The organism is Diaminobutyricimonas sp. LJ205 (genome assembly GCF_009755725.1).
In the GTDB taxonomy this organism is placed as follows: domain Bacteria; phylum Actinomycetota; class Actinomycetes; order Actinomycetales; family Microbacteriaceae; genus Ruicaihuangia.
The window spans coordinates 43,102-68,379 of sequence record NZ_CP046619.1 but is presented as its reverse complement, the minus strand read 5'-3'; the positions used below and the strand labels follow the sequence as shown (position 1 = coordinate 68,379).

General features: G+C 69.1%; 25 protein-coding genes. 12 read left to right on the top strand and 13 right to left on the bottom strand.

The genetic code is table 11. The features are described from left to right. Window positions 1-27 precede the first annotated feature (27 nt). A complete protein-coding gene (locus tag GO591_RS00345) occupies window positions 28-1,269 on the top strand; it encodes a four-carbon acid sugar kinase family protein (RefSeq protein ID WP_157154990.1) in 1,242 nt (413 codons plus the stop codon). A gap of 18 nt (window positions 1,270-1,287) precedes the next feature. Here GO591_RS00345 and hemL read toward each other — a convergent pair whose 3' ends face one another. The 11 genes from hemL to hemE are packed head-to-tail and all read right to left on the bottom strand — an operon-like array spanning window position 1,288 to window position 10,518. Then, on the bottom strand, window positions 1,288-2,655 hold the full coding sequence (hemL, locus tag GO591_RS00340) for a glutamate-1-semialdehyde 2,1-aminomutase (protein WP_370455312.1): 1,368 nt from the start codon (window positions 2,653-2,655) through the stop codon (window positions 1,288-1,290). Then, entirely contained in the window at window positions 2,643-3,569 is a 927-nt protein-coding gene (gene hemB, locus GO591_RS00335) for a porphobilinogen synthase (RefSeq protein ID WP_232466426.1), read from the bottom strand. The genes hemL and hemB overlap by 13 nt, the downstream gene beginning before the upstream one ends. A gap of 44 nt (window positions 3,570-3,613) precedes the next feature. Next, entirely contained in the window at window positions 3,614-4,372 is a 759-nt protein-coding gene (locus tag GO591_RS00330) for a uroporphyrinogen-III synthase (protein ID WP_157154988.1), read from the bottom strand. Beyond that, entirely contained in the window at window positions 4,369-5,289 is a 921-nt protein-coding gene (gene hemC, locus GO591_RS00325) for a hydroxymethylbilane synthase (protein WP_157154987.1), read from the bottom strand. Before hemC ends, GO591_RS00330 begins: the two co-directional genes overlap by 4 nt. After that, on the bottom strand, window positions 5,286-6,476 hold the full coding sequence (locus GO591_RS00320; RefSeq protein WP_370455311.1) for a ferrochelatase: 1,191 nt from the start codon (window positions 6,474-6,476) through the stop codon (window positions 5,286-5,288). Before GO591_RS00320 ends, hemC begins: the two co-directional genes overlap by 4 nt. Further along, window positions 6,473-7,156 (bottom strand): hydrogen peroxide-dependent heme synthase, encoded by a 684-nt coding sequence (gene hemQ / locus GO591_RS00315; protein WP_157154986.1) that lies wholly within the window; start codon window positions 7,154-7,156, stop codon window positions 6,473-6,475. Before hemQ ends, GO591_RS00320 begins: the two co-directional genes overlap by 4 nt. Before the next feature lie 30 nt (window positions 7,157-7,186). Beyond that, window positions 7,187-7,417: a DUF3618 domain-containing protein gene (locus GO591_RS00310; RefSeq protein WP_157154985.1), complete on the bottom strand. Its 231-nt coding sequence runs from the start codon at window positions 7,415-7,417 to the stop codon at window positions 7,187-7,189. Further along, window positions 7,414-7,866, bottom strand: coding sequence for a phage holin family protein (locus GO591_RS00305; protein WP_157154984.1), 453 nt, complete (start codon window positions 7,864-7,866; stop codon window positions 7,414-7,416). The genes GO591_RS00310 and GO591_RS00305 overlap by 4 nt, the downstream gene beginning before the upstream one ends. A gap of 2 nt (window positions 7,867-7,868) precedes the next feature. Further along, a complete protein-coding gene (locus tag GO591_RS00300; protein WP_157154983.1) occupies window positions 7,869-8,180 on the bottom strand; it encodes a YtxH domain-containing protein in 312 nt (103 codons plus the stop codon). A gap of 42 nt (window positions 8,181-8,222) precedes the next feature. Further along, window positions 8,223-9,473: a protoporphyrinogen/coproporphyrinogen oxidase gene (locus tag GO591_RS00295; RefSeq protein WP_157154982.1), complete on the bottom strand. Its 1,251-nt coding sequence runs from the start codon at window positions 9,471-9,473 to the stop codon at window positions 8,223-8,225. A 16-nt stretch (window positions 9,474-9,489) separates the two neighbouring features. Further along, a complete protein-coding gene (gene hemE, locus GO591_RS00290; protein ID WP_157157695.1) occupies window positions 9,490-10,518 on the bottom strand; it encodes a uroporphyrinogen decarboxylase in 1,029 nt (342 codons plus the stop codon). 70 nt (window positions 10,519-10,588) lie between these two features. On the opposite strand from hemE, the gene GO591_RS00285 reads away from it, so the two are divergent. Next, window positions 10,589-11,797: a glutamyl-tRNA reductase gene (locus GO591_RS00285; protein ID WP_157154981.1), complete on the top strand. Its 1,209-nt coding sequence runs from the start codon at window positions 10,589-10,591 to the stop codon at window positions 11,795-11,797. Beyond that, entirely contained in the window at window positions 11,794-12,186 is a 393-nt protein-coding gene (locus GO591_RS00280; protein WP_232466215.1) for an NUDIX hydrolase, read from the top strand. The genes GO591_RS00285 and GO591_RS00280 overlap by 4 nt, the downstream gene beginning before the upstream one ends. A gap of 486 nt (window positions 12,187-12,672) precedes the next feature. Here GO591_RS00280 and GO591_RS00275 read toward each other — a convergent pair whose 3' ends face one another. Then, window positions 12,673-13,605 (bottom strand): serine hydrolase, encoded by a 933-nt coding sequence (locus GO591_RS00275; protein ID WP_232466214.1) that lies wholly within the window; start codon window positions 13,603-13,605, stop codon window positions 12,673-12,675. Continuing rightward, entirely contained in the window at window positions 13,569-15,509 is a 1,941-nt protein-coding gene (locus GO591_RS00270) for a M13 family metallopeptidase (RefSeq protein ID WP_157154980.1), read from the bottom strand. Before GO591_RS00270 ends, GO591_RS00275 begins: the two co-directional genes overlap by 37 nt. 250 nt (window positions 15,510-15,759) lie before the next feature. On the opposite strand from GO591_RS00270, the gene GO591_RS00265 reads away from it, so the two are divergent. The 9 genes from GO591_RS00265 to GO591_RS00225 all read left to right on the top strand — a co-directional run bounded on the left by GO591_RS00265 (window position 15,760) and on the right by GO591_RS00225 (window position 25,248). Next, window positions 15,760-16,404 carry a response regulator transcription factor gene (locus GO591_RS00265; protein ID WP_157154979.1) on the top strand — a complete coding sequence of 215 codons (645 nt, stop codon included), beginning with the start codon at window positions 15,760-15,762 and terminating at the stop codon, window positions 16,402-16,404. Next, complete coding sequence (locus GO591_RS00260; protein ID WP_157154978.1) at window positions 16,401-17,567, top strand: sensor histidine kinase; 1,167 nt, start codon at window positions 16,401-16,403, stop codon at window positions 17,565-17,567. The genes GO591_RS00265 and GO591_RS00260 overlap by 4 nt, the downstream gene beginning before the upstream one ends. Further along, on the top strand, window positions 17,560-18,573 hold the full coding sequence (locus tag GO591_RS00255) for a hypothetical protein (protein ID WP_157154977.1): 1,014 nt from the start codon (window positions 17,560-17,562) through the stop codon (window positions 18,571-18,573). The genes GO591_RS00260 and GO591_RS00255 overlap by 8 nt, the downstream gene beginning before the upstream one ends. Window positions 18,574-18,613: 40 nt before the next feature. Then, window positions 18,614-19,924, top strand: coding sequence for a uracil-xanthine permease family protein (locus GO591_RS00250; protein WP_157154976.1), 1,311 nt, complete (start codon window positions 18,614-18,616; stop codon window positions 19,922-19,924). Window positions 19,925-20,027: 103 nt separating this feature from the next. Continuing rightward, window positions 20,028-21,341 (top strand): MATE family efflux transporter, encoded by a 1,314-nt coding sequence (locus tag GO591_RS00245; protein ID WP_157154975.1) that lies wholly within the window; start codon window positions 20,028-20,030, stop codon window positions 21,339-21,341. Window positions 21,342-21,394: 53 nt separating this feature from the next. After that, the gene (locus GO591_RS00240; RefSeq protein WP_198295506.1) at window positions 21,395-22,636 is read left to right on the top strand and encodes an MFS transporter; all 1,242 of its coding nucleotides are present in this window, start codon (window positions 21,395-21,397) and stop codon (window positions 22,634-22,636) included. Window positions 22,637-22,645: 9 nt separating this feature from the next. After that, window positions 22,646-23,341 carry an endonuclease NucS gene (gene nucS / locus GO591_RS00235; RefSeq protein WP_157154974.1) on the top strand — a complete coding sequence of 232 codons (696 nt, stop codon included), beginning with the start codon at window positions 22,646-22,648 and terminating at the stop codon, window positions 23,339-23,341. Next, window positions 23,341-24,552 (top strand): hypothetical protein, encoded by a 1,212-nt coding sequence (locus GO591_RS00230; RefSeq protein WP_157154973.1) that lies wholly within the window; start codon window positions 23,341-23,343, stop codon window positions 24,550-24,552. Before nucS ends, GO591_RS00230 begins: the two co-directional genes overlap by 1 nt. Window positions 24,553-24,573: 21 nt before the next feature. Further along, entirely contained in the window at window positions 24,574-25,248 is a 675-nt protein-coding gene (locus tag GO591_RS00225; RefSeq protein WP_157154972.1) for an HAD hydrolase-like protein, read from the top strand. The last annotated feature ends 30 nt before the right edge of the window (window positions 25,249-25,278 follow it).

Genomic DNA, 25,278 nt, shown 5'->3' with positions numbered 1-25,278 from the left:
CCAATTGAATGCGAAGGATGCTCCCCCGTGAAGACGATCGTTCTCGACGACGACCCAACCGGCACACAGTCGGCCGCCGGCGTAACTGTGCTGCTGAAGTCTGACGCCGACTTGCTCACCGAGGCGCTGCGCCTGGAGGACAGCGTCTACGTCCAGACCAACTCGCGAGCCATCAGCGAGGAGAGCGCGGTGGCGCTCGTTCGATCGGTACGGGAAGACGGACTCGAGGCGGCCCAACGCCTGGGTCAGGACGTCCGATTTGTTCTCCGTGGGGACTCGACGTTGCGTGGGCACGTCTTCGCCGAGAGCGAGGTCTTTTCGAACGAGGGGTCGATCATGGTCTTCGTGCCGGCATTTCCGGCCGGCGGCCGCATCACCGTCGACGGCATGCACCTGGTCACGGTCGATGGCGTGGCGATCCCGGCCCACGAGACGGAGTACGCCGCCGACCCCGTGTTCCCATTCTCGAGCGGCCGGCTCGTCGATTACGTCGCCGAGAAGTCCAGCCATCCGGCCGTGCACGTCCCGCTGGATGCTATCCGCGACGGCCTGTTCCTGGCGGTGCTGGGCTCGGCACCCGCGGGCAGCGTCGTGGTTCCGGATGTCAGCGATGACGACGACATCGCGGTGATCGCCGCGGCCATCACCGCGGCCCAACAGGCCGGGCGTGACATCGTCGTGCGTTCTGCGGCACCACTTGCTGCGGCACTTGCGGGTGTCGTCAGCGACGGTTTCCTTTCGACGCCACTGGTGACCGAGCGTCGGCGTACCCTGCTGGTCTGCGGTTCGCACACGGCGGGCGCGAGCCGGCAGATGGAGCCGGTCATCGACATCTGGGGCGACCCTGTGGTGGTACCGACGGCCGACGCGCTGTCGGACAGCGCCCGGACCGCCGACCGAGCGGCCAGGGCAGCAGCGCAACAGCTCGATGAACGCGGACTGGCCATGATCATGTCTGAGCGAAACCGATTGAGTGAGCACAACAGCCTCGATCACGGCAGTCGTGTCATGGAGTCGCTGACCCTCGCAGTGCGTGCCGTCGCACCCCGGGTCGATGTCGTCATTGCCAAGGGCGGCATCACGTCAGCCGACGTCGCCCGCATCGGGCTGGGCGCAGAGTCGGCCCGTGTGCTCGGTCAAGTGCTCCCGGGCATCTCGGTGTGGGACCTGACCGCGTTCGATGGGCACCAGGTGCTCTACGTGGTCGTGCCGGGGAACGTCGGTGGCCCGCAAACGCTCACCGACGTGCTGGCTGCGGTGGGGTTCTAACGAGGCCCGCTGCGTTGGTCAGGATGCCGGGCGGGCGGATGCCGCGGCCTTCGCCGCGGCGGGCAACGCGTCGATGATGCGGTTCACAGCGGCATCATCGTGCGCTGCCATCGCGAACCACGCCTCGAACACCGACGGCGGCAGGTTCACCCCTGCCTCGAGCATGGCGTGGAAGAACGGCGGGTAGCGGAACGCCTGTTGCCGCTTCACGTCGGCGTAGTCCCGCGGCGCCGTACCGGCGAACACGAACGAGAACAGTGTGCCCGCGCGCTGCACGGTGTGCTCGACTCCTTCCGCGGCGAGGGCCGCGGAGACCTGCGACGACACCGTGTCGGCCACCTGCGACAGTCGGGCGTAGACGGTCTGGTCCGCGGCGCGCAGCGTGGCGATACCGGCCGCGACCGCGAGCGGGTTGCCGCTCAGTGTTCCCGCCTGGTAGACCGGGCCGGTCGGCGCGAGGTAGTCCATCACGTCGGCCCGTCCGCCGATCGCGGCCAGCGGCATTCCGCCGCCGATGACCTTGCCGAATGTGATCAGGTCGGGCACCCAGCCGGCGCCATCCGGCACTACCTCGGCGGCCTCGAGTCCCCACCAGCCGGCGGGACCCGCGCGGAAACCGGTGAGCACCTCGTCGAGGATTAGCAGCGCGCCGTGCGCGGTGGCGATCCGGGACAGCTGCCGGTTGAATCCGCGAGCCGGAGGAACCACGCCCATGTTCGCGGCGGCCGCTTCCACGATGACGCCGGCGATCCGGTGCCCGTGCTCGGCGAACGCCTCTTCCACCGCAGCGAGGTCGTTGTACGGCAGCACCAGTGTCTGCGCGGCAACAGCGGCGGGGATCCCGGCCGAGCCGGGCAGCGCCAACGTCGCCACGCCCGAGCCGGCCTCGGCGAGCAGCGAGTCCGAGTGGCCGTGGTAGTGGCCGGAGAACTTCACAAGGAGGTCCCGGCCGGTGAAACCGCGCGCCAGTCGGATCGCGGTCATGGTGGCCTCGGTGCCGGTCGACACCAGCCGGAGTTTTTCAACCGGGTGGGCCGCCGCCTGCTCCCGGTGGCTGCCGGAGTGCACGCGCTCTCGCACCAGTTCGGCCAGCTCGGTCTCTCCGGGCGTGGACGCGCCGAAGGACAACCCGTTTGCGGCAGCCTCCTGCACCGCGGAGACGACCGCCGGATGCGCGTGACCTAGCAGCGACGGGCCCCACGAGGCGACCAGGTCGACGTACTCGCGGCCCTCGACATCGGTGACGTAGGCGCCCTGGGCCTTGACCAGGAAGCGTGGGGTGCCGCCGACCGAGCCGAAGGCGCGCACCGGTGAGTTCACACCACCGGGGATCGACTGCTTGGCGCGGGCGAACTGCCGCTCGTTGATACCGGTCATCTCAGCCATTGCGTTGCCTCCACCGCCCAGTAGGTCAGGATTGCGTCTGCGCCGGCGCGCCGGATGCCGATCAGGCTCTCCAGCACCGCCCGCTCCCGGTCGATCCAGCCCCGCTCGGCGGCCGCCTCGATCATCGCGTACTCACCGCTGACCTGATATGCCCAGACCGGAATGTCACTGATGGAGGCGACGTCGGCGAGTACGTCGAGGTAGCTCATCGCCGGCTTGACCATGATCACGTCGGCGCCCTGCTCGATGTCGAGGCGGGCCTCGCGGAGACCCTCGCGACGGTTGGCCGGGTCCTGCTGGTAGGTGCGCCGGTCGCCGACCAGCGAGGAGTCCACCGCTTCGCGGAACGGTCCGTAGAAGGCGGACGCGTACTTGGCCGCGTAGCCGAGGATCGCGACATCCGTGAGTCCGTGCCCGTCCAGCGCGGTCCGCACCGCCTCGACCTGGCCGTCCATCATGCCGGAGAGCCCGACCAGCGCCGAACCGGCGGCGGCCTGCGCGAGCGCCATCTGCTCGTAACGCTCGAGGGAGGCGTCGTTGTCAACGCGGCCGTGGGCGTCGAGAACTCCGCAGTGCCCGTGGTCGGTGAACTCGTCGAGGCAGAGGTCGGTCTGCACGACCAGCGCGTCGCCCACCTCGCTGGCGGCGATCCGGGTGGCGACGTTCAGGATGCCGTTCTCGGCGGTAGCGCCCGAACCGATCGCATCCTTGTGCTCGGGCACGCCGAACAACATCACCCCGCCGATTCCGGCTTCGGCCGCCTCAGTGAGCGCGGCGCGAAAGGAGTCCAGGCTGTGCTGCATGACCCCTGGCATCGAGCCGATCGGCACCGGCTCGGTGATGTTCTCGCGCACGAACATGGGCAGGATCAGCTCGGCCGGGTGCAGGCGGGTCTCCGCCACCAGTCGGCGCATCGCCGGGGTGGTCCGCAGTCGGCGGGGTCGCTCGATGGGCTGGGTCACGCTTCGGTCTCCGCATACTCGACGAGGGCGTCGATCAGGGCATCGGCCGAGCGGGTCTCGGCGATGACGTGGACGGGCAGTCCGGCCGCGCGCGCATCAGACGCGGTGCGCGGGCCGATGCAGGCGACCACGGTTTGCAACGGCAGCGGCGCGAGTTGCTCGGCCACCTGGCGTGCCACGCTGCCTGAGCTGACCAGGATCGCGCGGATGTCTCCGGCCGCGACATCCGCTTTCACCTGCGCCGCGACGGGAACGCCGACGGTGCGGTACGCCGAGATGAACGTCACCTCGAAGCCCAGCCGGGTGAGTCCGGCGAGCAGCGTGGGCTCGGCGATCTCGGACTGCGGCAGCAGCACCCGTCCTCGCTTCGCACCGTCGATCGGCCATTCGCGAACCAGGCCGCGCGCTGAGTATTCTCCGACCGGAATAAAGTCGGCGCGGTAGCCGGCCAGGCCCAGCGCGGCCGCGGTCGTCTCGCCCACCGCGGCGACCTTCGTGTTCGCGGGAATTTTGGTTCCGTGGCTGGCGAGCACGTCGACGGTGGTCGCGCTGGTGACGACGAGCCAGTCGAAGTGGCCATCCTCCAGCGACCGCAGCGCGGCGGCGAGCTCCTCCGGTTCGGTGGTGCTCGCAAAGTTGATCATCGGCGCCACCACGGGGCTGGCGCCGAGGGTGCGCAGCCGCGAGCCGACCGAGTCGCCCCAGCGACCGCCACGGGGCACGAGCACGCGCCAGCCGGACAGGGGTTTGGTCATGACCGCCCGCCGAGCGGGACGATCTCGCCCGCACCGTCGGCGAGTAGCTCATCGCCGATCCGCACCGAGACCTCGCCGGCAGGATCCGCCGAATCGGCGACATACAGGGCGTGCGAGCTGGTCAGGTGACCCGAGCCGTCCGGCCGGTAGACGCGGGCCGAGACGAACAGCATGCCGTCCTCGATCATCGCCTGGGCACCGATCGGGGCCGAGCAGCCCGCCTCGAGGTGGGCGAGCACGCCGCGTTCGGCCTCGACCATGATGCGGGTGGGCTTGTGGTCGACCGCGGAGACCAGCTTCTCGTCGCCGGTTCGCACCTCGAGCGCGAGCGCTCCCTGTCCGGGCGCGGTCGGCCACTCGGAGAGTTCGAGGATCTCGGTGATGTGCTCGGTGCGGCCGAGGCGGGTGAGTCCGGCTACGGCGAGGATGACGGCATCCAGATCGCCGGATGCCACGCGTCCCAGCCGCGTGTCGACGTTGCCACGGATGTCGACGATCTCGATATCCGGCCGGCGCGCCTTCAGCTGCGCCTGGCGCCGCGGGGAGCCGGTGCCGACCCGTGCACCCTCTGGGAGGGTGTCGATGGTCAGCCCGTCGCGGGCGCAGAGCGCATCCCGCGCGTCGGCGCGCTTGGGGATCGCACCGATCGTGAGGCCAGGCAGCACAGCGGTCGGCAGGTCCTTTAGCGAGTGCACGACTGCGTCGCACTCCCCGTTCAGCAGCGCCTTCCGCAGCTCGGCCGCGAACACGCCGGTACCGCCGAGCGAAGCCAGCGACTCCTTGGACCGGTCGCCCTGCGTGGTGAACGAGATGATCTCGACCTCGTGCCCGGTCTTCTTCTTCAGCTCTTCGACGATCTGGCGGGTCTGCGACATGGCGAGTTCGCTGCCCCGGGTGCCGATGCGGAGGGCGGTCACGGGGCCACCCCCGCAGCGGCCGGCTTGAAGCCCGCTCGCACGTTTTCGCAGCAGCCCGGTCGGCAGACGTCGTACCAGGGACCGAGATCGGTCAGTGCAGGGCGCTCCTCGACCGGCGTGCCGTTGACCCGCTCGAGCACCAGGTCGACAAGGCCCTTCACGTATTCGGCGTGCACACCCGGGGTGGGCACGCGGATCGCGGTGAGACCGTTCTCCTTCGCGGTCTCCATGGCCTCGTTGTCGAGGTCCCACATGACTTCCATGTGGTCGCTGACGAAGCCGAGTGGCACGATGATGACCGCCTTGATCTGGTCCTTGTCGAGCGCGGCGATCGCGTCGTTGATATCCGGCTCCAGCCACGGCATGCTCGACGGGCCGGAGCGGGACTGGTAAACCAGCGACCAGGGCGCGCTGGCAGCGGTCTCGGCAGGCTCGACCACCGAAGAAGCGGCCGCGGCCATCACTACCTCGGCGACGGCCAGGTGCTGCGCGGCATACGCGCCGCCCTCGCCGAAGTCACGATCGCGGGGACCGCTGCGTTCGGCGTCAACGCTCGGGATGCTGTGAGTGGCGAACAGCACGTGCGTCTGATCCGGGGTGATCCCGTCTTCGGCGAGCTGCCCGTATGCACGCTCGACACCCTCGATGAACGGCGTGACGAAACCGGGGTGGTCGAAGAACTGGCGCACCTTGTCGATCTGCACGGTGCCGAGCAGCCCGGTTTCCTCGAGGGCCATGGCGAAGTCTTCGCGGTACTGCCGACAGCTGGAGAACGAGCTGTAGGCGCTCGTGGCGATGGCGATCAGCCGGTTGAAGCCGCGTTCGTGCGCCTCGAGCACCGCGTCCTTCATGTAGGGCTCCCAGTTGCGGTTGCCCCAGATGACCGGCAGCTCTACACCCCGCGCGGCGAGTTCCGCCTCGAGCGCGGCCTTCAGCTCGCGGTTGTGGTCGTTGATCGGGCTGACCCCACCGAAGTGGCGGTAGTGCTGGGCGACCTCTTCGAGCCGCTCCTCGGGGATTCCGCGACCGCGGGTGACGTTGCGCAGGAACGGGATGACGTCGTCCTGACCCTCTGGCCCGCCGAACCCGGCGAGCAGGATGGCGTCGTAAGCGACCGGCTCGGTCACATGCGGGACTCCGGATGCAGCGGCTTCGGTCGCGCCGAGCACCTGATTCACGGTGCTCACGCCAGCACCTCGGCGATGTCGGCTAGTTCGATGCGGCGTCCGGTGAAGAACGGCACCTCTTCGCGCACGTGGCGCCGGGCCTCGGTCTGCCGCAGGTGCCGCATCAGGTCGACCAGGTCGACCAGGTCATCGGCTTCGAGGGCGAGGATCCACTCGTAGTCACCGAGCGCGAAGCTGGCGACGGTGTTGGCGAGCACCTGTGGGAACTCGGCGCCCTTGCGCCCGTGGCTGCCGAGCATTGCCCGCCGCTCGTCGTCCGGCAGCAGGTACCACTCGTAGGAACGCACGAACGGGTACACGGTGAGCCACTGCTTCGGCTCCTTGCCGCGCATGAACGCCGGCAGGTGGTTGGCGGTGAACTCCGCGTCGCGGTGCACGCCCATCACGTTCCAGGTCGGCAGCAGCGTGGACAGCAGCCCGGCGCGGCGCAGCTCGCGCAGCGCCCACTGCAGTGTCTCGGGCACCGGCCCGTGCAGCCAGACCATCAGGTCGGCATCCGCTCGCATCCCGGAGACATCGTAGAAACCGCGGATGTCGACGCCTGCGGCGTCCACCCGGGTGACGATGTCGGCCAGGTCGTCGATGGAGCCCGCTGCCGCGCGCAGCGGGTCACGCCGCAACACTGCCCAGAGGGTGTAACCGAGTTCGGGGGTTTCAGTTGTCTCGCTGTCAGTTGCCACGGTGTTCGCGACGCTCCTTGTGTTGCCTATTTAGTCGTCGGAAAAGATGGCCCAAGCCACCATTCCCACCACCACGATAGACGCCGCAGTTGCGCCGATGATCCACGGCACCGGGTTCCGCTGATACGACGTCTTGGCACGCTCCGCGAACAGCTTGGATTGCTTCGGAATATTGAACTTGTCCTCGATGGCGTCCAGCGTTTCGGCCAGGTCAGCGCGGGCGCGCGTGGCCTCCGCCTTGAAGCGGTCGGTGTCGTTCACAGTCGGGTAGCCCCCTTGGTCGTATTCGGCTTGCTCTCCCTGGCGATGATCCCCCGCAGCGCGAAGTAGTCCCGCTTGACACTGTCGATGGTCTCGGTCGGGGTGGGCGGCATCGCCTGCTTGATCGACCGGTAACCGATGAACACCAGCACCGCGATGATGATGAGAAGCACCAGGCCCACCAGCAACGCGGCCAGCCACCCGGGCATGACCAGCGAGAGGGCCAGGATCGCGGCGGTGAGCAGCACACCAACGAACAGCAGGAGCAGTACGGCGGCGATGGCGATCATCCCAGCGCCGACGCCGATGAGCTTCAGTTTGGCGGCGAGCTCGGCCTTGAGCAGGTCGAACTCCCGTCGCACCAGTTCCTTGACCAGATCCGGAACGTCGGCGATCAGCTGGAACAGCGATCGCTGCCGGCCGCGGCGAGGTTCTTGCGCGTCGGCCATGGCTACTCGGTGGTCGAGGCGGGCTTGCTCGAGGTCGAGGTTGTGGTGCTCCCCGGCACTACACCGGAGGTACTCGACCGCCGGGACTTCACCTGCGAGGCAACTTTCTTCGCGTTCTCGGTGACGAAGCCCGCGACATCCGGAGCCTTGTCCTTGACGAATTCTTCGACCTGCTCGACCCTTTCCTGCACTCCGGGGCTATTCCAGAGTTTCTCAGCACGGGTCTTGATCTGCTCGTAACGCTGCCGACCGGCCTTAGCGCCGAGGACGTATCCGACTGCGAGGCCGGTGACGAAGAGGATCTTGCCTTTCACGGGGGTCTCCGTTCCGTAAGTTGGTGACAACCCTAGCCTTCTTCAATCGCTGCTGGCTTGCAGCAAGTTCCCAGCTAGCTCACGGGATTGGCCAACCACACTGGCGAGCCCGGTTCCGGCGACCGATTCGCCGACCGCGAGTATGCCGGTATCGGAATGTTCAGTCACGGATGCCCGCTGCAAGGTGACCTGGGCGAAGTCGTCGACCTTGGTGAGCGGCGTGCCGAGCAGGGCAGCGGCGTCGGCAGCAGCGACCTTGGCGAAGTCAGGATGCTCCTGCTCGTAGGACAGGCGCAGCACGTGGTGGCCGCCCGCGCGCTCCGCCAGCCACGGCCACTTCGCACTCTGGTGGGTGAGCGCCCTGGCTCGGATGCCGGGAGCCCCGGCGGCGACCAGCACGCCAGATCCCCGGGGCGCCGCGTCGAGCTCGGGAGCGTCGACGACGAGGGTGGCGACCACTGCCCGACGGGTGACGGCCGGCGCGAGCAGGCCGGGGGCGGCGACGATCACACGTCCGGTCACTTGCTCACCGCCGACGGTCGCAGCCTCGGCTTCGACCGAGGTGACGGTGGCGCCGAAGCGCACATCCACGCCGTAGAGCTTCAGGTCAGCGACGAGTTCGTCGACCAGGCGTCCCATTCCGCCACGCAGGCCTTGCACCAGCGAGCCGGCCGGTGCCTTCGCCCGCAGGTCGCGCACGCCGCGCGCCAACGAGCCCTCGCGCAGCAGGGCGATGCGCAGCCCGGGAGCGACGCGATCGAGCGGCAGGTCATTGGGGTGCGCGCTGTGCACGCCGGTGGTCACCGGGGCAACGAGCTGCTCAAGCATCCCCTTGCCCATTCGGCGGCGCACCAATTCACCGAGGGTGGCGGATTTCGCGCCGAACGTCGCGGGCAGCAGCGACTCCAAGTAGGCCCGGAACGCGGTGCCGAATCCGGTGACCGCGATGACGTCTTCGGCCAGCGGCGAGCCCGGGATTCCAAGCAGGCTGGTCGCCGGCAGGGGCACTGCGCTGCCGTTCGCGCGCTGCAGCCAGGAGCCGACCGGTGCGGGCGAGACAACGTCGCCGCCGAGCCCGAGCCGGATGGCCAGCCGCTCAACAGCGCCGCCGCGGGTGGCGAACGCTTCCGCCCCCGCGTCGAGATCAAGCCCGCCGACGTTGTGCCGAAGCACCTGTCCGCCGAGCCGGTCGCTGGCCTCCAGCAGGATCACACGGGCGCCGCCGTGAGCGAGCTCGCGGGCGGCGACGAGGCCGCCCACTCCCCCGCCGACGATGACGAAGTCCGCGTTCATGCGTCCGACCGGCCCATCACAGTGAGTGGATGAGTTGCACGATACGGGTCAGCACTGTCGGGTCAGTGTCAGGCGGCACACCGTGGCCGAGGTTCACCACGTGCGCCGGTGCCTCTCGGCCAGCCTCGACGACGCTCCGCACGTGCGCCTCAAGCACCGGCCACGGGGCGGCCAGCAGTGCCGGGTCGATGTTGCCCTGCAGCGGGGTCTGCCCGCCGAGTCGGCGGTTGGCCTCGTCGAGCGGCAGCCGCCAGTCGACACCCATCACGTCGGCGCCGATCGCGCGCATCGCGGGCAGCAGTTCGCCCGAGCCGACTCCGAAGTGCACCTTGGGCACGTCGAGCCCGCGCAGGTGGTCCAGCGCCCGCTTCGAGTGCGGCCTGACCCGGCGCACGTAGTCGGTCTCGCTGAGCGAGCCCACCCAGGAGTCGAACAGCTGCACCGCGGACGCGCCGGCCTCGACCTGGGCGCGCAGGAACTGGCCGCTCGCGTCGGCGGCCCAGTTCATCAGCGTCGCCCAGGTGTGCGGGTCGGAGTGCATGAGGGTGCGCGCCCGCAGGTGCTCCTTGGAGGGACCACCCTCGACGAGGTAGGCGGCGAGCGTGAACGGTGCGCCGGCGAATCCGATCAGCGGGGTGCTGCCCAGTTCCGCGACGGTCAGCGCGACCGCCTCACGGATCGGGTCGAACACTGCCGGGTCGAGCGGGCGCAGGGCGGCGACATCCGCTGCCGAGCGAATCGGCGACTCGAGCACCGGGCCCCGGCCGGGGACGATGTCGACGGCAACGCCGCCGAGCCTGACCGGGATCACGATGTCGCTGAAGAAGATCGCCGCGTCGACGTTGTGCCTGCGCACCGGCTGCAGGGTGATCTCACTGGCCAGGCTCGGGGTCAGGCAGGCATCGAGCATGCTGCCGTCGCCGCGGAGTTCGCGGTACTCCGGCAGCGAGCGGCCGGCCTGGCGCATGAACCACACCGGGAGCGTGTCGGGACGGTCTCCGCGGTAGGCGCGAATCAGCGGAGACGACGCCGTATGGCCGTCCATGAGCGGGTGAGTGTCGATGAGGGGCACCGCATAAGCGTAGACACAGGAACCTCAGCATAAAATGTCAGACGTGCTCGTCTGCGTAACCTCCAATCACCGGAACGCCGGATTCGACCTGCTTGAACAGTTGTCGGTCGGCGCGCCGAGTGTTGCCGGCAACTTTGGCGCGAATGTGGACGGCGCGGTCGTGCTCTCAACCTGCAACCGGTTCGAGGTCTACCTCGACACCGAACATCCGGATGCCGTCGCCCTCGTCGCCGAGGCGGCCGGGGTGAGCACCGAAGAACTTCGCTCGTCCGCCTCGGTTTTGCAGGGCGACGCGGTCACCCACCACCTGTTCTCCGTCAGCGCGGGCCTGGAGTCGGTCGTCGTCGGCGAGGACGAGATCTCCGGCCAGGTCAGCCGGGCGCTGCAGACCGCACGCAAGGCGGGGAGTTCGACGCCGTCGCTGGAGAAACTGTTCCAGACTGCGACCAAGACCAGCCGCGGCGTGAAGACCAAGACCGCCCTCGGCGGCGCCGGTCGCTCGCTCGTGCGACTCGCCCTCGAACTGGCTGCCAGCCGGATCGCCGACTGGGCTGGAGCCCGCGTGCTGCTGGTCGGCACCGGCCAGTACGCCGCCACCACGGTTGCCGCCCTGCGCGATCGCGGCGCCGAGCAGATCGACGTCTTCTCACCGAGCGGCCGAGCCGCAGCATTTGCCACGAAGCATGGCCTGACCGCGCGCACCGGACTGGCGGATGCCGTCGCCGACGCCGACCTGGTGATCACCTGCACCTCGGGCGCCGAACCCGTGATCACCCCCGCGGAGGTTTCCGCCGGCCGTCACCGCCTGCTCGTCGACCTCGGCCTGCCGCGCAACATTGACCCGGCCGTGTCCAGTGTCTCCGGTGTTGAGCTGCTCGATCTCGAGACGATCAGCCTGCACGCTCCGCTGGATGAGCTGAACGCCACCGCCGACGCCCGCGAGATCGTCGGCGCCGCGGCATCCGAATTCGTCGCCGACGCCGCGGTCGCACCCGCCGTCGTCGCCCTGCGTGAGCACGTCCTCGGCATCCTCGACAGCGAACTCGCCCGCCGCGGTACAACGCCCGAGGCAGAGGCCGCCCTGCGCCACTTCGCCGGCGTGCTGCTGCACGGCCCGTCGGTGCGGGCCCGCGAACTCGCGCTCGACGGACGCGCGGCGGACTTCGCCGCCGGGGTCGAAGCCGTCTACGGCGTCCAGGTCGCCGATGCGGCCGCCCCCGCAGCCGAGGGCGCCGACGAAGCCACCGCGTGACGCCGATCCAGGTTGCCGCGCTCGCGCTCGTCCGTGACCGGCGGCTGCTGATGGTGACGGCACGCGGCCGGGATGTCGTCTACCTTCCGGGCGGCAAGATCGATCCGGGCGAGAGCGTGACGGATGCCGTGCGCCGCGAGTCGCTCGAGGAGATCGGTGTCGTGCTCGACGAGGTCCGCGAGCTGTTCGCGTTCTCGGCGCAGGCGCACGGGGAACCGGACGGGCGTCAGGTGCAGATGACCGTGTTCACCGGGTCCACCTCGGATGAGCCCCATCCGAGCGCCGAGGTCAGCGAACTGCACTGGTGCACCACCGCAGACCTGCACCGCTGCCCGCCCGCAGGCGCCGAGACCATCCGCCGGCTCGCTGCGCTCGACCTGATCGACTGAGGGTCGCGGCGCGCTCGAACCATGCGGGGTTTCTCCCACCATGCGGTGCTACATAGGGCCGCGCGGTGTATGAAACCCCGCATTGCTGCCGAGTTCGCCGTCGGGGAGACCCTCGCGGATCGCGAGTTGTGCGCAGGGACGCGCGCGCGTAGGAAAGTTGCGGACGACGCGACACCGGCCGATGCACGCTGGGGAAAGTTGCAGCCGCGACCGAACGTTCACCCGCGCGTGCAACTCCCCGCCGCGCGCTCAGAACGGCCCATGCATCCATGCAACAACGAGCCGCGGGCGCGGGGGAAAGTTGCGGGCGACTGAGCGACACAGGGCGCCCACGAACAAGGCGGGGTTTCTCCCACCATGCGGCGCTGCGTAGCACCGCGCGGTGTATGAAACTCCGCGTGGTTCAGGAACGCGGGCAGGTGCGGACCGCGTTTGAACCACGGATGCCGGATGCCGCAGAGCAACTCCGCCGGGCCACGAACGGCCTCAGTACACGTACTCCAGCAGGTCGTCGCCGAAGGTGTGCATGGCGTCCAGCACGCGCAGCCGCGCGGCCAGGTCGACGTCATCGAACTGCAGCGTCACCGCGTACGACACCCCGGCACGCGGGCCTCGCAGCACGCCTGCCTCGGCGCGCACCCCGGTATCCGTGCCGGTCTTGTTCACCAGCACCAGGCCGTGATCGCCGTGCCGGTGCGCGAGCGGGTCGAGTCCGAAGGCGCCGGCGACCAGGGACAGGTCGGTGTTCAACGACAGCCAGCCGAGCACCCGGTTGCTGGTGATCGAATCGATGACCTGCCCGCGGGTGAGCGCGGCGAACAGCCAGGCCAGTTCCGCGGTGGAGCCGACCGAGAGTTGTGGGGCGTCGTCCGGTCCGCGTTCGTCGCGCACCAGGTCGAGCAGCACGGTGCGGCTGAGACCGAGTTGCTCGGCGCGCTTGCGCACCGCCTCCAGGCCGACCTCGTTCAGCAGCACGTTCGTCGCCAGGTTGTCGCTGGAGGCGCCGACGAGGGAAGCGACGTCGTGAAGCGGCAGGATCCGGGCCTGCATGTGCTGCCAGAGCCCGCTGTCACCGACGCGCTCGACCGACGACTTGTCGAGTGGGGTCAGCGGCTGCAGGCTGCCCTCGGTCAACCGTGCCGAGACCTCTATCAGCAGCAGTACCTTGCCGACGCTCGCGGTCGGCAGGCCCACTCGGTCATCGATCGCAACCAGGGTGCGGCTGTTGTCGAGGTCGATCACGGTCGCCGACACCTGCGCGCCGGCGTAAGCCACCTCGGCGAGCGCACGGAAACTCCTGATGAAGCTTTCGGCGTCACCAGGGGCGCGGTGCCGGGGCGTGCTCGCCCGACGGTTGCGGCGTTCTCGTATCGGTGCGGCGTCTACCAGATCGTCACCCGCTTCTCGGGGTCGAGCCACAGTCGGTCGGACTCGGTGACGCCGAAAGCCTCGTAGAACGCGTCGATGTTCCGCACGATCTGGTTGCAGCGGAACTCGTTCGGCGAGTGCGGGTCGATCGACAACAGTCGCAGCGCTTCCTCGTCGCGCAGCTTCATCTGCCACGCCTGCGCCCAGGACAGGAAGAACCGCTGGGCACCGGTGTAGCCGTCGATCACCGGCGGCTCCTCACCGCCCAGCGCGAGCTGGTACGCCTTCCACGCGATCGACAGTCCGCCAAGGTCGCCGATGTTCTCGCCGATGGTGAGCGCCCCGTTCACGGTGTGCCCCGGAAGCTGCTGCGGGGACAGCGCGTTGTACTGTTCGATGAGCGAGCCGGTCCGCTGCTCGAACGCGGCGCGGTCCTCCTCGGTCCACCAGTCGGTCAGCCGACCGTCGCCGTCGTAGCGCGAGCCCTGGTCGTCGAACCCATGGCCGATCTCGTGCCCGATCACCGCTCCGATGGCACCGTAGTTGGCGGCGGCATCCCGGCTCTCATCGAAGAACGGGAACTGCAGGATCGCGGCCGGGAACACGATTTCATTGAACCCGGAGTTGTAGTACGCGTTGATGGTCTGCGGCGTCATGAACCACTCGTCCCGGTCGATCGGCTTGCCGATCTTGCCCAGTTCGCGCTGGAACTCGAACTCGCTGGTGGCGCGCACATTGCCGATCAGGTCGGCGGCGTCGATCTGCAGCGTGGAGTAGTCCCGCCACTTGACCGGGTAGCCGATCTTCGGCGTGAACTTCGACAGCTTGTCGAGCGCCCGCGCCCGGGTGGCATCCGTCATCCAATCGAGGTTCTCGATGCTCTGCCGGTATGCCTCGACGAGGTTGGCGACCAGGTCATCCATCGCCGCCTTCGCGCTCGCCTGGAAGTGTCGCTCGACGTAGACCCGACCGACCGCTTCGCCCAGTGCGCCTTCCACCAGGGAGACGCCGCGCTTCCAGCGGGCGCGCAACTCGGGCGTGCCGGTCAGCGTCTTGCCGTAGAAGTCGAAGTTCGCCTGCACGATCTCGCGGGTCAGGTACGCCGCGTTCGAGCGGATGACCTGCCAGCGCAGCCAGTCGCGCCACTCGTCGAGCCGCGACTCGGTGAGCTCGGCAGCGACCCCCTCGACGAAACTGGGCTGACGAAGCACGACCTCAGTGAAGGTGCCCGCCGGCGCGTCCAGTGCCTCGAGCCAGCCGCCGAACACGGCCGGAACCTCCGCCCAGTCGGTGAGGTTGTAGGTGGCCTGACTGTCGCGCGAGCGCACGTTGTCCCAGTGGTGGCCGGCGATTGCGGTCTCCAGCCGCATCACGCGGTCGGCGCGGGTCGCCGCGTCGTCGACGCCGGCCAGTTCGAACATCTTCTGCAGGAACGTGACATACGCCGAGCGGATGTCGCTGAATTTGTCTTCGCGGTAGTACGACTCGTCCGGCAGGCCGATTCCGCCCTGCTCGACGAAGACCAGGTAGCGCTCCGGGTTACCCGGGTCGTTGTCGACGAACAGCTGGAGGAAGCCGGTCGTGCCCGCGCGTTCCAGGCGACCGATCGTGCGCAGCAGCTCCTCCACGCTCGAGACTGCACCGACCTCGGCCAACAGAGGCTGGATCGGAGCGGTGCCGAGCTGCTCGATGCGCTCTTCATCCATGAAGCTCGCGTAGAGGTCGCCGAACTTGCGTTCCTCGCTGCCTGGCTCCGCATCCTGAGCCTCGGTGATGATGTCCAGCACCGCCTTCTCGGCTTCTTCCGCGAGCAGGTAGAACGAGCCGTACCTGGCCTTGTCGCTGGGAATCTCGGTGCGCGCGATCCACGTGCCATTGACGTGCCGATATAGGTCGTCGCGAGGACTGACGGCGGGATCCAGCTGGTCGATAGTGATACCGGATGAGCGGGTCATGCGCTCCAGCCTAGTTGCGAGCCAAGACCCTGCTGGGGCTACCCAGCGGACGCCTCCCGGGAAGATGAGGAACACGCGAGCACTGGGCCGCGGGTTCCTCATCACCCTCCCCCCGGAGGGTCCCATTCGGGTTGCTGTTTATTGATACCGAAAGCGCTTACATATGACCAGTCACCTCATTCCGTGGCACCCGAACGGGGGAGTAGAACAACCCGGTATCCTGAAACCAATCCAGTTCCGGGGGGAGCACATGACGGCGTCGTTCACAATCGCCCTCGTCGATGACCACGAGATCGTCTCGATTGCGTTCCGGGAGGCCTTCCGGCAGGTCGAGTCCGTGACCGTGCTCGGCACCGCTTCCACCGTGGACAGCCTGCTCGAGCAGCATCCGCACCCCGACCTCGTCGTGCTCGACCTGCGGTTGGCCGACGGCACGCAGCCTGACCGGAACGTCGAGGTCCTGCGGGAAGCCGGGGCGGAAGTGCTCGCCTACACCGCGGGCGATGACCCCCATCTGATCCGACTCGCCGCCCGCGCCGGGGTCGTTGCCGTGCTGCGCAAGTCGCAGCCGCTTGCCGCGCTCGTCGAGACCGTCGAGCACCTGGCACGGGGCGAGGTCGTGGTTTCCACCGACTGGGCAGCCGCGATCGACGGCGACCCAGAACTCTCGGACGCCGCGCTCAGCCCCCGCGAAGAACAGGTGCTCGCGCTGTACGCGTCGGGGCTGAAGACGCACAGCGTCGCCCACCAGACCGGCATCTCGGCGGACACCGTCGAGGACTACGTGCGCCGGATCAGGGCCAAGTACGCCCGGGCCGGCCGGCCGGCGCCGACGAAGGTCGACCTCTACAAGCGCGCGATCGAAGACGGACTGCTTCCGGCGCCGCGGGGATGACCAGCCCCTGGCTGGCCCGCAGCGTGCGGGTGATCGCCATCTGCATCGCGGTCGGCGCGGCCGTGTTCACGGCGCTCGCCATCGGGCTCATCTCCGACCAGGCCCCGACTCTCGCCGGCTGGTATTTCGTGTTGAGCCTGGTCGCCCTGCCCGGCGTGGCGCTCCTGCTTGGAGCGATCGCGCACCGGTTGGACATCCACCGCGTCCGCCGGCTCGCGGGCTGGCTGGCGATCGGCTATCTGGGCCTGATTCTGCTGTGGATGCCTGCGGCGAGCGCGCCGACCCCCGTGACGGCGTCGCCCTGGATCCTCAGCATGACCGCCGTGCCGACCAGCGCGGCGGCGCTCGCCTGGCGCCCGGGACCGTCCTGGACGTATGTCGGGCTCGTGGGCCTTGGCACCGGCTGGCTCAGCCACACCGCTTCCGGTGGCGAAGACCCGCTGCGTTCGTTCCAGGACGGGCTGTTCGTGGTGATGTTCTGTGCGATTTTCTCGGCGATCGTGAGCGAGGTGCAGCGCGCCAGCATTCGGCTGGATGCCGCGGCCGTGGCCGCCCGCAGGGAGACCGCGCTGGCCGCGGCCGCCGACGCCCGAGAACGGCAACGCGTGCGAGTGGACGGGTTGTTGCACGACTCCGTGTTCAGCACCCTGCTGTTCGCGGGGCGCTCCGGCGCTGGCCCGCTGCCCGCCAACCTGGCCGCACACGCGACCACCGCGCTCAAGCGGATCGACGCGATGAAGGGCCCCGACACCGAGGCGAATCCGATGAGCGCGGATGACTTCGTGGCCACCGCCCGCACCATCACCGCCCAGCTCATGCCCACCGCGGTGGTGAAGCTCGAGCGGGACGGCGAGCCGCAGATCCCCGCCGACGCGCAGCTCGCCCTGAGCGAGGCCCTTGCCGAAGCGCTGCGGAACAGCCTGCGACACGCGAGCGCAGCCAATGTCGAGGTGCGAATCCACGTCACGGACACCGGCGCCGAGATCGCCGTGCTCGATGACGGCCTCGGATTCGACCCCTCGAACGTCGACCCGGCACGACTGGGCATCTCGGTGAGCATTCTCGGCCGCATGCGCGGCGTGCAGGGCGGCAGCGCTGCCGTCTCCTCGACACCAGGACGCGGCTGCCAGGTCGTACTCAGCTGGGAGGCACTCGGTGGGTGAGGTCCGTGACATCACGGCGCTGCTCGGGTTCGGCACGCGCGGAGCCGGCATCCTGCTCGGTCTCTTCATCGGCGTGCAGGGCACCCTGGCGATGACCACGCTGGACGACGTGCGGTCGCCGTGGCCGACCGTCCTCGCATTCATCCTGGTCTGTGCGGGCGCCGTGCTCGGTTCCCGCCCCGGGCCCACTCCCCTGGCCCCACGCAGGACGGCATTCATCGTCGCCCTCGCCGGCATCGCCCCCGCGCTCGTCTCCTGGCAGCTGCCGACCGACGGCGTGTTCGACCATGCGTCATGGCACTTCGGCGCGATCTCGCTGCTGCTTGGGATGCTGTGCCTGCGCGGCCGCACGCTCATCGCCTGGCTCGGATTCGCCCTGCTCTCGGCGGTGACGGTCGGCTGGACGGTGAGCACCGGACAGGGGCCGTTCTTCGGCCTCGAGCTGGTCAGCAGGCACGCCGGCACGCTGATGGTGATCACCGTCGCCGGCGTGACGCTGCGCCGGATGGCGACGCTGATCACCGAGTACACCGCGGTCGAGCAGCGGCGCAACGCTGAGGAGGCGGCAACCCAGGCGGGCCTGGCTGAACGCCGAGCCAGCATCGGCCGGTTGGAAAGAATCGCCCGGCCCCTGCTCGAGCGGATCGCCACCGGAGCTGCCCTCAGCCCGGAAGAGAAGCGCGAATGCGGCCTGATCGAAGCAACCCTCCGTGATGCCGTTCGCGCCTACTCCCTCAGCTCCACGAGGATGGATGCCGCGGTGCTCGCCGCGCGGCGGAGGGGCGTCGTCGTCACGCTGTATGACGACCGTTCCGACCCACTCCCGACCGATCTGGCCGAGGAGGTGGCGGCGTGGGCGTGCGCGCGGCTCGGGGAAGCGACATCCGGATCGGTCGTCGTCCGCGTTCTGCCCGCCGGACGGCCGAGCGTAGCGACCATCGTCATCGACGACGGCACCCCGGTCGAACATCGTTTCGCGAGTCCAGCGAGCATGACGCGCGCCTGAACGGTACTGTCTTTCCGGCCCCAACACGCGAAGGACTCGAATGGCACTGCCCTGGAAACTGCACGGCGACGGCAAGAATGTTGCCGCCTCCGAACTCGTCTACCCCGAAGAACGCCTGAGCTGGCTTCGCACGATCGGCTTCGGCGGCCAGCACGTCGTCGCGATGTTCGGTGCCACCTTCCTGGTGCCCGTGATCACCGGATTCCCGCCGGCGACGACGCTGCTGTTCTCCGGCATCGGAACGCTGCTGTTCCTGCTGATCACCCAGAACCGGCTGCCCAGCTACCTTGGTTCCTCGTTCGCGTTCATCGCGCCGATCCTCGCCTCGACCGAGGCCTCCGGAGGGCACGGTGTCGCCCTCGGCGGCATGATCGTGGTCGGCGCCGTGCTCGCGCTGGTCGGGGTGATCGTGCACCTGTCGGGCACCCGCTGGATCAACGCGCTGATGCCGCCGGTGGTGGCCGGTGCCGTGGTGGCGCTGATCGGCTTCAACCTGGCACCCGCCGCGAAGAACAACTTCGAAGCCTCGCCGCTGGTCGCCCTGATCACCCTCGCCAGCGTGATTCTGGTCACGGTGCTGTTCCGCGGCTTCATCGGACGGCTGTCGATCATCATCGGCGTGGTGATCGGCTACATCGCCGCCTGGCTGATGGGCGAGGTCGACTTCAGCGCGGTGGATGACGCCCCCTGGGTCGGACTGCCGACCTTCACCGCCCCGATCTTCGACGGCCAGTACCTGGCGTTGTACCTGATGTTCCTGCCGGTCGTGCTGGCGCTGATCGCCGAGAACGTCGGCCACGTCAAGGGCATCGGCCAGCTCACCAACCGCAATCTCGACCCGCTGACCGGGCGCGCGCTGTTTGCGGACGGCATCGCAACCGTGCTCGCCGGCATCGGCGGCGGCTCGCCGACCACCACCTACGGCGAGAACATCGGCGTCATGTCGGCCACGCGTGTCTTCTCGACCGCCGCGTACTGGGTCGCCGGCATCGTGGCGATCCTGCTCGGCCTGTCCCCCAAGGTCGGTGCGATCATCTTCACCATCCCCGAGGGCGTGCTCGGCGGCGTGACCACCGCGCTGTACGGCCTGATCGGCATCATCGGCGTCCGGATCTGGGTGGAAAACCGCGTGGACTTCGGCAAACCGAAGAATCAGATGACCGCCGGCATCGCCCTGATCGTCGCGATCGCCGACTTCACCTGGAACGCCGGCTCGTTCAGCTTCGGCGGCATCATCCTCGGCACCGTCGCGGCGATCGTCGTCTACCACGTGATGAACAGCATCGGCCGGTTGCGGGGAACGGATGTCGAGACATCCGACACCCGCGAAAACGAACCCGCCTCCCGCTGACCGCCTGATCCGCTGAGGTGCCTCCATCCGCTGATCGAGCTTGTCGAGATCTCGACAAGCTCGATCCACGGGGGCGCGGCACCTCGATAGGGTCGATCACGTCATGCCCCTTGTGAAGAGTCTCGATCGCGACATCCTGCGGCTTGCCGTGCCCGCGCTCGGCTCGCTGATCGCCGAGCCGCTGTTCCTGCTCACCGACACCGCGTTGGTCGGCCATCTCGGCGAAAACGCCCTCGCCGGCCTCGGCATCGCCAGCGTGATCCTGCAGACCACGATCGGGCTGCTGATCTTCCTCGCCTACGCGACCACCCCCGCGGTGGCGCGCAGGCTCGGCGCCGGCGACACCTCCGGGGCGATCCGGGCAGGCATCGACGGCCTCTGGCTGGCGGTGTTCATCGGCATTCTGCTGGTGGCCGGCGGATACCTCGCGGTCGACCCGCTGGTCGCCGCGTTCGGGGCGACGGATGCCGTGAACCAGGGCGCGACCGAATACCTCACCGTCTCGCTCTGGGGACTGCCCGCCATGCTCATCGTGCTGGCGGCAACCGGCCTGCTGCGCGGCCTGCAGGACACCAGGACACCGCTCGTGGTGGCCACCGTCGGCTTCGCGGCGAACGCCGCGCTGAACGCGCTGTTCATCTACGGCCTCGGCTGGGGGCTGGCCGGTTCCGCAGCAGGAACGGTCGTCGCCCAGTGGGGCATGGCGGCGGTCTACCTGGTGATCGCGGTGCGCGCCGCGCGGGTGCACCAGGTCGGGCTGCGGCCGGGACTGGCCGGAGTGCGTGGAGCGGCCACCTCCGGCGGCTGGCTGCTGGTGCGCACGCTGTCGTTGCGGATCGCGATGGTCGCCACCGTCGTCGTGGCCACCAGCCTCGGCGTGCAGGACCTCGCGACCATGCAGATCGCACTCACGGTGTTCTCCACGCTGGCGTTCGCGCTGGACGCGCTCGCGATCGCCGGGCAGGCCATGATCGGGCACGGGCTCGGGGCATCCGATGTTCCCCGGGTGCGCGCGGTGACCCGGCGGTTGATCCAGCTCGGGCTGCTGGCCGGGGCGGCGCTCGGGCTGCTGGTGATCGCCGTGGCGCCGGTGCTTGGCGCCGTGTTCACCACCGATCCCGGAATTCTGGCGGCGCTGCCCCTGCTGCTGGTGCTGATGGGCGTCGGCATCCCGCTCGCCGGCTACGTGTTCGTGCTGGACGGCGTGCTGATCGGGGCAGGCGACTCCCGGTACCTGGCCTGGACGGGGCTGGTCAACATCGTCATGTACCTGCCGATGCTGTGGGCCGTGGAGGTCACGGATGCCGGGCTGACCTGGCTGTGGGTGGCGTTCGGTTTCGGCTACATCGGCGTCCGGGCGCTCACCCTGGGCCTCCGGGCGCGCGGTACCCGCTGGATCGTCGCCGGGCACCCCTGATCCTCCGACCCGTCAGTTAGCGTGGGCACACCACCAACCGTGAGGATGCCGCCGTGACCGAGCGAATCTATCCGGGCCGGATGACTCGTGCCCACGTCACCGCGTGGCGGAACGCGCTCTTCGTGGTGTTCGCCCTCTCCGGCATCGGCATCGCCAGCTGGCTTGCCCGGGTGCCCGCGGTGCGAGACGTGCTCGGTGCCTCCACGACCGAGATGGGCTGGCTGATCTTCGGGCTGTCGGCCGGCTCGATCGTGGGGCTCATCGCCGCCGGCCATGTCGTGGCGACGTTCGGGTCGCGCGCCACCATGGCCACCGGGATCATCGCCGGCGCGGCTGGTCTCGTGATCGCCGGACTGTTCGTCACGGTGACGGTGAACTTCTGGCTGACCTTCATGGGGCTCGCGATCTTCGGAGTGGGCATGGCCGCGTGCGACGTGGCAATGAACGTCTCCGGCGCGGCGAATGAGCGCGTGCTCGGCCGAACCGTGATGCCGATTTATCACGCGTTCTTCAGCATCGGCACGATGCTCGGCGCTGCAGCCGGTGGCCTCGCCGAACTGCTCGGCGTGCCGATCGGCGTGCACATCGGCGCCGTCGCGGTGGTGATGGCGGTGGGCGCGATCATCGCCGTGCGCTACGCGGGTTCCGAGCATGTGCTCGGGCATGAGGATGACACGCCGCCGACCACCACGTGGCGCGAGAGGCTGGGCGTGTGGCGCGACCGGCGCACGCTGCTGATTGGACTGATCGTGCTCGGGATGGCGTTCGCCGAGGGATCGGCGAACGACTGGCTCGCCCTGGCCATGGTCGACGGCCACGGGGTCGACAACGCCACCGGCGCGTTCGTCTTCGGCATTTTCGTCACCGCGATGACGGTGGGTCGGCTGGTCGGGGTGAGGTTCCTCGACCGGTTCGGCCGGGTTCCGGTGCTGCGCGTGTCATCCGTGCTCGCCGGAGTCGGGCTGCTGCTGGTGATCCTGGTGCCCAATCCCTGGGTCGCGGGCGCCGGGGTGGTGCTCTGGGGCCTCGGTTCGGCGCTCGGCTTCCCGGTCGGGATGTCTGCCGCCGCCGATGACCCGCGCAGCGCCGCGGCCACCGTCAGCGCAGTCGCCATCGTCGGGTACTGCGCCTTCCTCGTCGGACCGCCGGTGATCGGTTTCCTCGGCGAGCAGGTCGGCCTGCTGAACGCCCTGCTCGTGGTGCTGGTGCTGATCGGCGTCGCCGGAGCGGTGGCGCCGGCAGCACGCGAGCCCTCCCGGCGCCCGTTGGACGCCGACGCGGATGCCAGCAACTAAACTCGTCGCGTGCGTCTTGTCATTGCCCGTTGCTCCGTCGATTACGCCGGCCGGCTGAGTGCACACCTCCCGTTGGCAACCCGGCTGCTGATGCTCAAGAGCGATGGCAGCCTGCTCGTGCACAGCGACGGCGGCAGTTACAAGCCGCTCAACTGGATGAGCCCGCCGTGCACCATCGCAATGCATGAACCCGAGGCGGATGCCGCTGAAGCCGGCGTCACCGAGGTGTGGAAAGTCACCCAGACCAAGACCACCGACGTGCTCGTGGTGAACGTGCACGAGGTGCTGCACGACACCGAGCACCATCTGGGCGTTGACCCCGGTCTCATCAAGGACGGCGTCGAAGCTCACCTGCAGAAGCTGCTGGCCGAACAGATCGACCTGCTCGGCGACGGCTACTCGCTGGTGCGCCGCGAATACATGACCGCGATCGGCCCGGTTGACATCCTCGCCCGCGACGACACGGGCGCCAGCGTCGCCGTCGAGATCAAGCGTCGCGGCGACATCGACGGCGTCGAGCAGCTCACCCGCTACCTCGAGCTGATGAACCGCGACCCGCATCTCGCACCGGTGCAGGGAGTGTTCGCCGCCCAGGAGATCAAGCCGCAGGCCCGGACGCTTGCGGAGGACCGCGGCATCCGCTGCGTCACCCTCGATTACGACGCCATGCGCGGCCTGGACGACAGCCACTCCCGGTTGTTCTGATGGAACTGGTCGGCGCGCTCACCGTGGCCGTCGCCACGCTCGGCATCCTCGCCGCCGCCGCCACCATCATCTCGATCATCGTGATCGCCCGGCGCAATCGGCGGCCTGCCGCGATCGATGTCATCGTCCGTGAGGTCGAGCTGCGGGCAGGCAGCGCGCTCGTGCGGCTCGACGACCTGATCCACGACAGCGAAGACGAGCTCGGTTTCGCGATCGCCCAGTTCGGTGTGGCCGACACCGCCGAGTTCGCCGACGCGATCCGCTCGGCCAAGCAGATCGCCCGCGAGGCGTTCGCGCTGCGGCAACGGCTGGATGACTCGATACCCGACTCCGAGCGCCAGCGCCGCGAGTGGAACCGCCGCATCATCACTCTCTGCGAGTCTGCGACCGAGGTGCTCACCGAGCAGAAGCACGACTTCGACGCCCGTCGCGGCCGTGAGCAGGATGCGCCACAGGATCTTCAGCGCGTGCGCGCGCTGATCGAGGCCACGCGCGGCCGCCTGCAGGCACCGGATGTCTCCGCCCAGGCCGCCCCGGCGGCACTGCTCGCGGATGCCACGGCTGCCGCTAACCGTGCTGAGGAGTTACTCGGTGGGCGCGCCCCGGTCGGGCCGGTCATCCGCGAAGCCGAGCAGTCCGCGGCCCGGGCGGCGCGGATCCTCGACGCGGCCGCCCGCGCCGAGCGTGACGCTGCCCAGGCAACGCTCGATCTGAACGCGCTCATCGACGAGCTGAGGGCGAGCCTGGTCGAGGCCCGCGAGGTGCGTGACACGCATCCCGAACCCGACCAGCGCGACGCGGTGAACGAGGCGATCGCCGAGGTCGAGGCCGAACTCGCAGCCGCCGACAGCGCCGCCGCGAGCCACGGCCCGCGCGCCGCGATCGACCGCCTGCAGCGCGTCGGCGACCGGCTCGACACCGCCCTCGCCGGTGCCCGCAGCGCGGAACGCCGCCTGGAGCAGGCACGCGCCGCTCTGACCGGAGCGATGCGCCAGGCGGAGAGCCACATCGCAGCCGCGGCCGACTACATCGCCGCGCACCGGGGACGGGTGCGCACGGATGCCCGCACCCGACTGGCCGAGGCGGAACGCCAGCTTGCGCTGGCCCGCGACGAGGCCGACCCGGTTGCCGCGCTCGACGCCGCGCGCCGGGCGTCCACCAGGGCGATGGATGCCGATGCCCTCGCCCGCTACGACACCATGCAGCACTAACCGGCCTAGGCTGAACCCACTATGTACAGCTGCATCCTGCTCGATCTCGACGGAACAATCACCGACTCCGCGCCGGGGATCATCTCCACGCTCAAGTGGACACTCGAGCAGATCGGGCAGCCGGTACCGCCGGCCGAGGACCTGCTCAAGTGGGTGGGCCCGCCGATCATGGACTCGTTCCGCGACTTCGCCGGGCTGAACCTCGAGCAAGCCAATGAGGCGCTTGCTGTGTACCGGGCCAAGTACCTCGACGACGGCGCCTACGACAGCACGCTGTTCCCCGGCATGCCTGCGCTCATCCGCGACATCCACCGCCGCGGCATCCCGTTCTCGCTGGCAACCAGCAAGCCGGAGTTGCCGGCCACGCTGATGCTCGAGCACTTCGACCTGGCCAATCACTTCACCGTGATCACCGGCGCCTCCGCCGACGAGACCCGCAGCGAGAAGGCTGATGTCATCGCCGAGGCGCTCGTCCGGCTGGAGAGTGTCGGTGCTGACGTCTCCAACCCGGTGATGGTCGGCGACCGCATCCATGATGTGGAGGGCGCAGCAGCCCATGGCATCCCGACCATCGGCGTCGACTGGGGTTACGGCTCGCCCGAGGAATTCGCCGACGCCATCGCGGTCGTCTCGACCCCCGCTGAGCTCGCCGAACTGCTCTTCGCCGAGCAGGAGGAGAAGGCCGTCGTCAACTGACGAGCCGCTGTCCAGCCCGGGCAGTCCCGT

Coding starts and splice junctions, on each gene's coding strand:
- hemL (WP_370455312.1), bottom strand. CDS start 2,655: ATGGCTGAGATGACCGGTATCAACGAGCGGCAGTTCGCCCGCGCCAAG.
- hemB (WP_232466426.1), bottom strand. CDS start 3,569: ATGCGCCGACTGGTGGCGGAGACCCGCCTGCACCCGGCCGAGCTGATC.
- GO591_RS00330 (WP_157154988.1), bottom strand. CDS start 4,372: ATGACCAAACCCCTGTCCGGCTGGCGCGTGCTCGTGCCCCGTGGCGGT.
- GO591_RS00305 (WP_157154984.1), bottom strand. CDS start 7,866: ATGGCCGACGCGCAAGAACCTCGCCGCGGCCGGCAGCGATCGCTGTTC.
- GO591_RS00295 (WP_157154982.1), bottom strand. CDS start 9,473: ATGAACGCGGACTTCGTCATCGTCGGCGGGGGAGTGGGCGGCCTCGTC.
- hemE (WP_157157695.1), bottom strand. CDS start 10,518: ATGGACGGCCATACGGCGTCGTCTCCGCTGATTCGCGCCTACCGCGGA.
- GO591_RS00270 (WP_157154980.1), bottom strand. CDS start 15,509: ATGACCCGCTCATCCGGTATCACTATCGACCAGCTGGATCCCGCCGTC.
- GO591_RS00265 (WP_157154979.1), top strand. CDS start 15,760: ATGACGGCGTCGTTCACAATCGCCCTCGTCGATGACCACGAGATCGTC.
- GO591_RS00260 (WP_157154978.1), top strand. CDS start 16,401: ATGACCAGCCCCTGGCTGGCCCGCAGCGTGCGGGTGATCGCCATCTGC.
- GO591_RS00250 (WP_157154976.1), top strand. CDS start 18,614: ATGGCACTGCCCTGGAAACTGCACGGCGACGGCAAGAATGTTGCCGCC.
- GO591_RS00245 (WP_157154975.1), top strand. CDS start 20,028: ATGCCCCTTGTGAAGAGTCTCGATCGCGACATCCTGCGGCTTGCCGTG.
- GO591_RS00230 (WP_157154973.1), top strand. CDS start 23,341: ATGGAACTGGTCGGCGCGCTCACCGTGGCCGTCGCCACGCTCGGCATC.
- GO591_RS00225 (WP_157154972.1), top strand. CDS start 24,574: ATGTACAGCTGCATCCTGCTCGATCTCGACGGAACAATCACCGACTCC.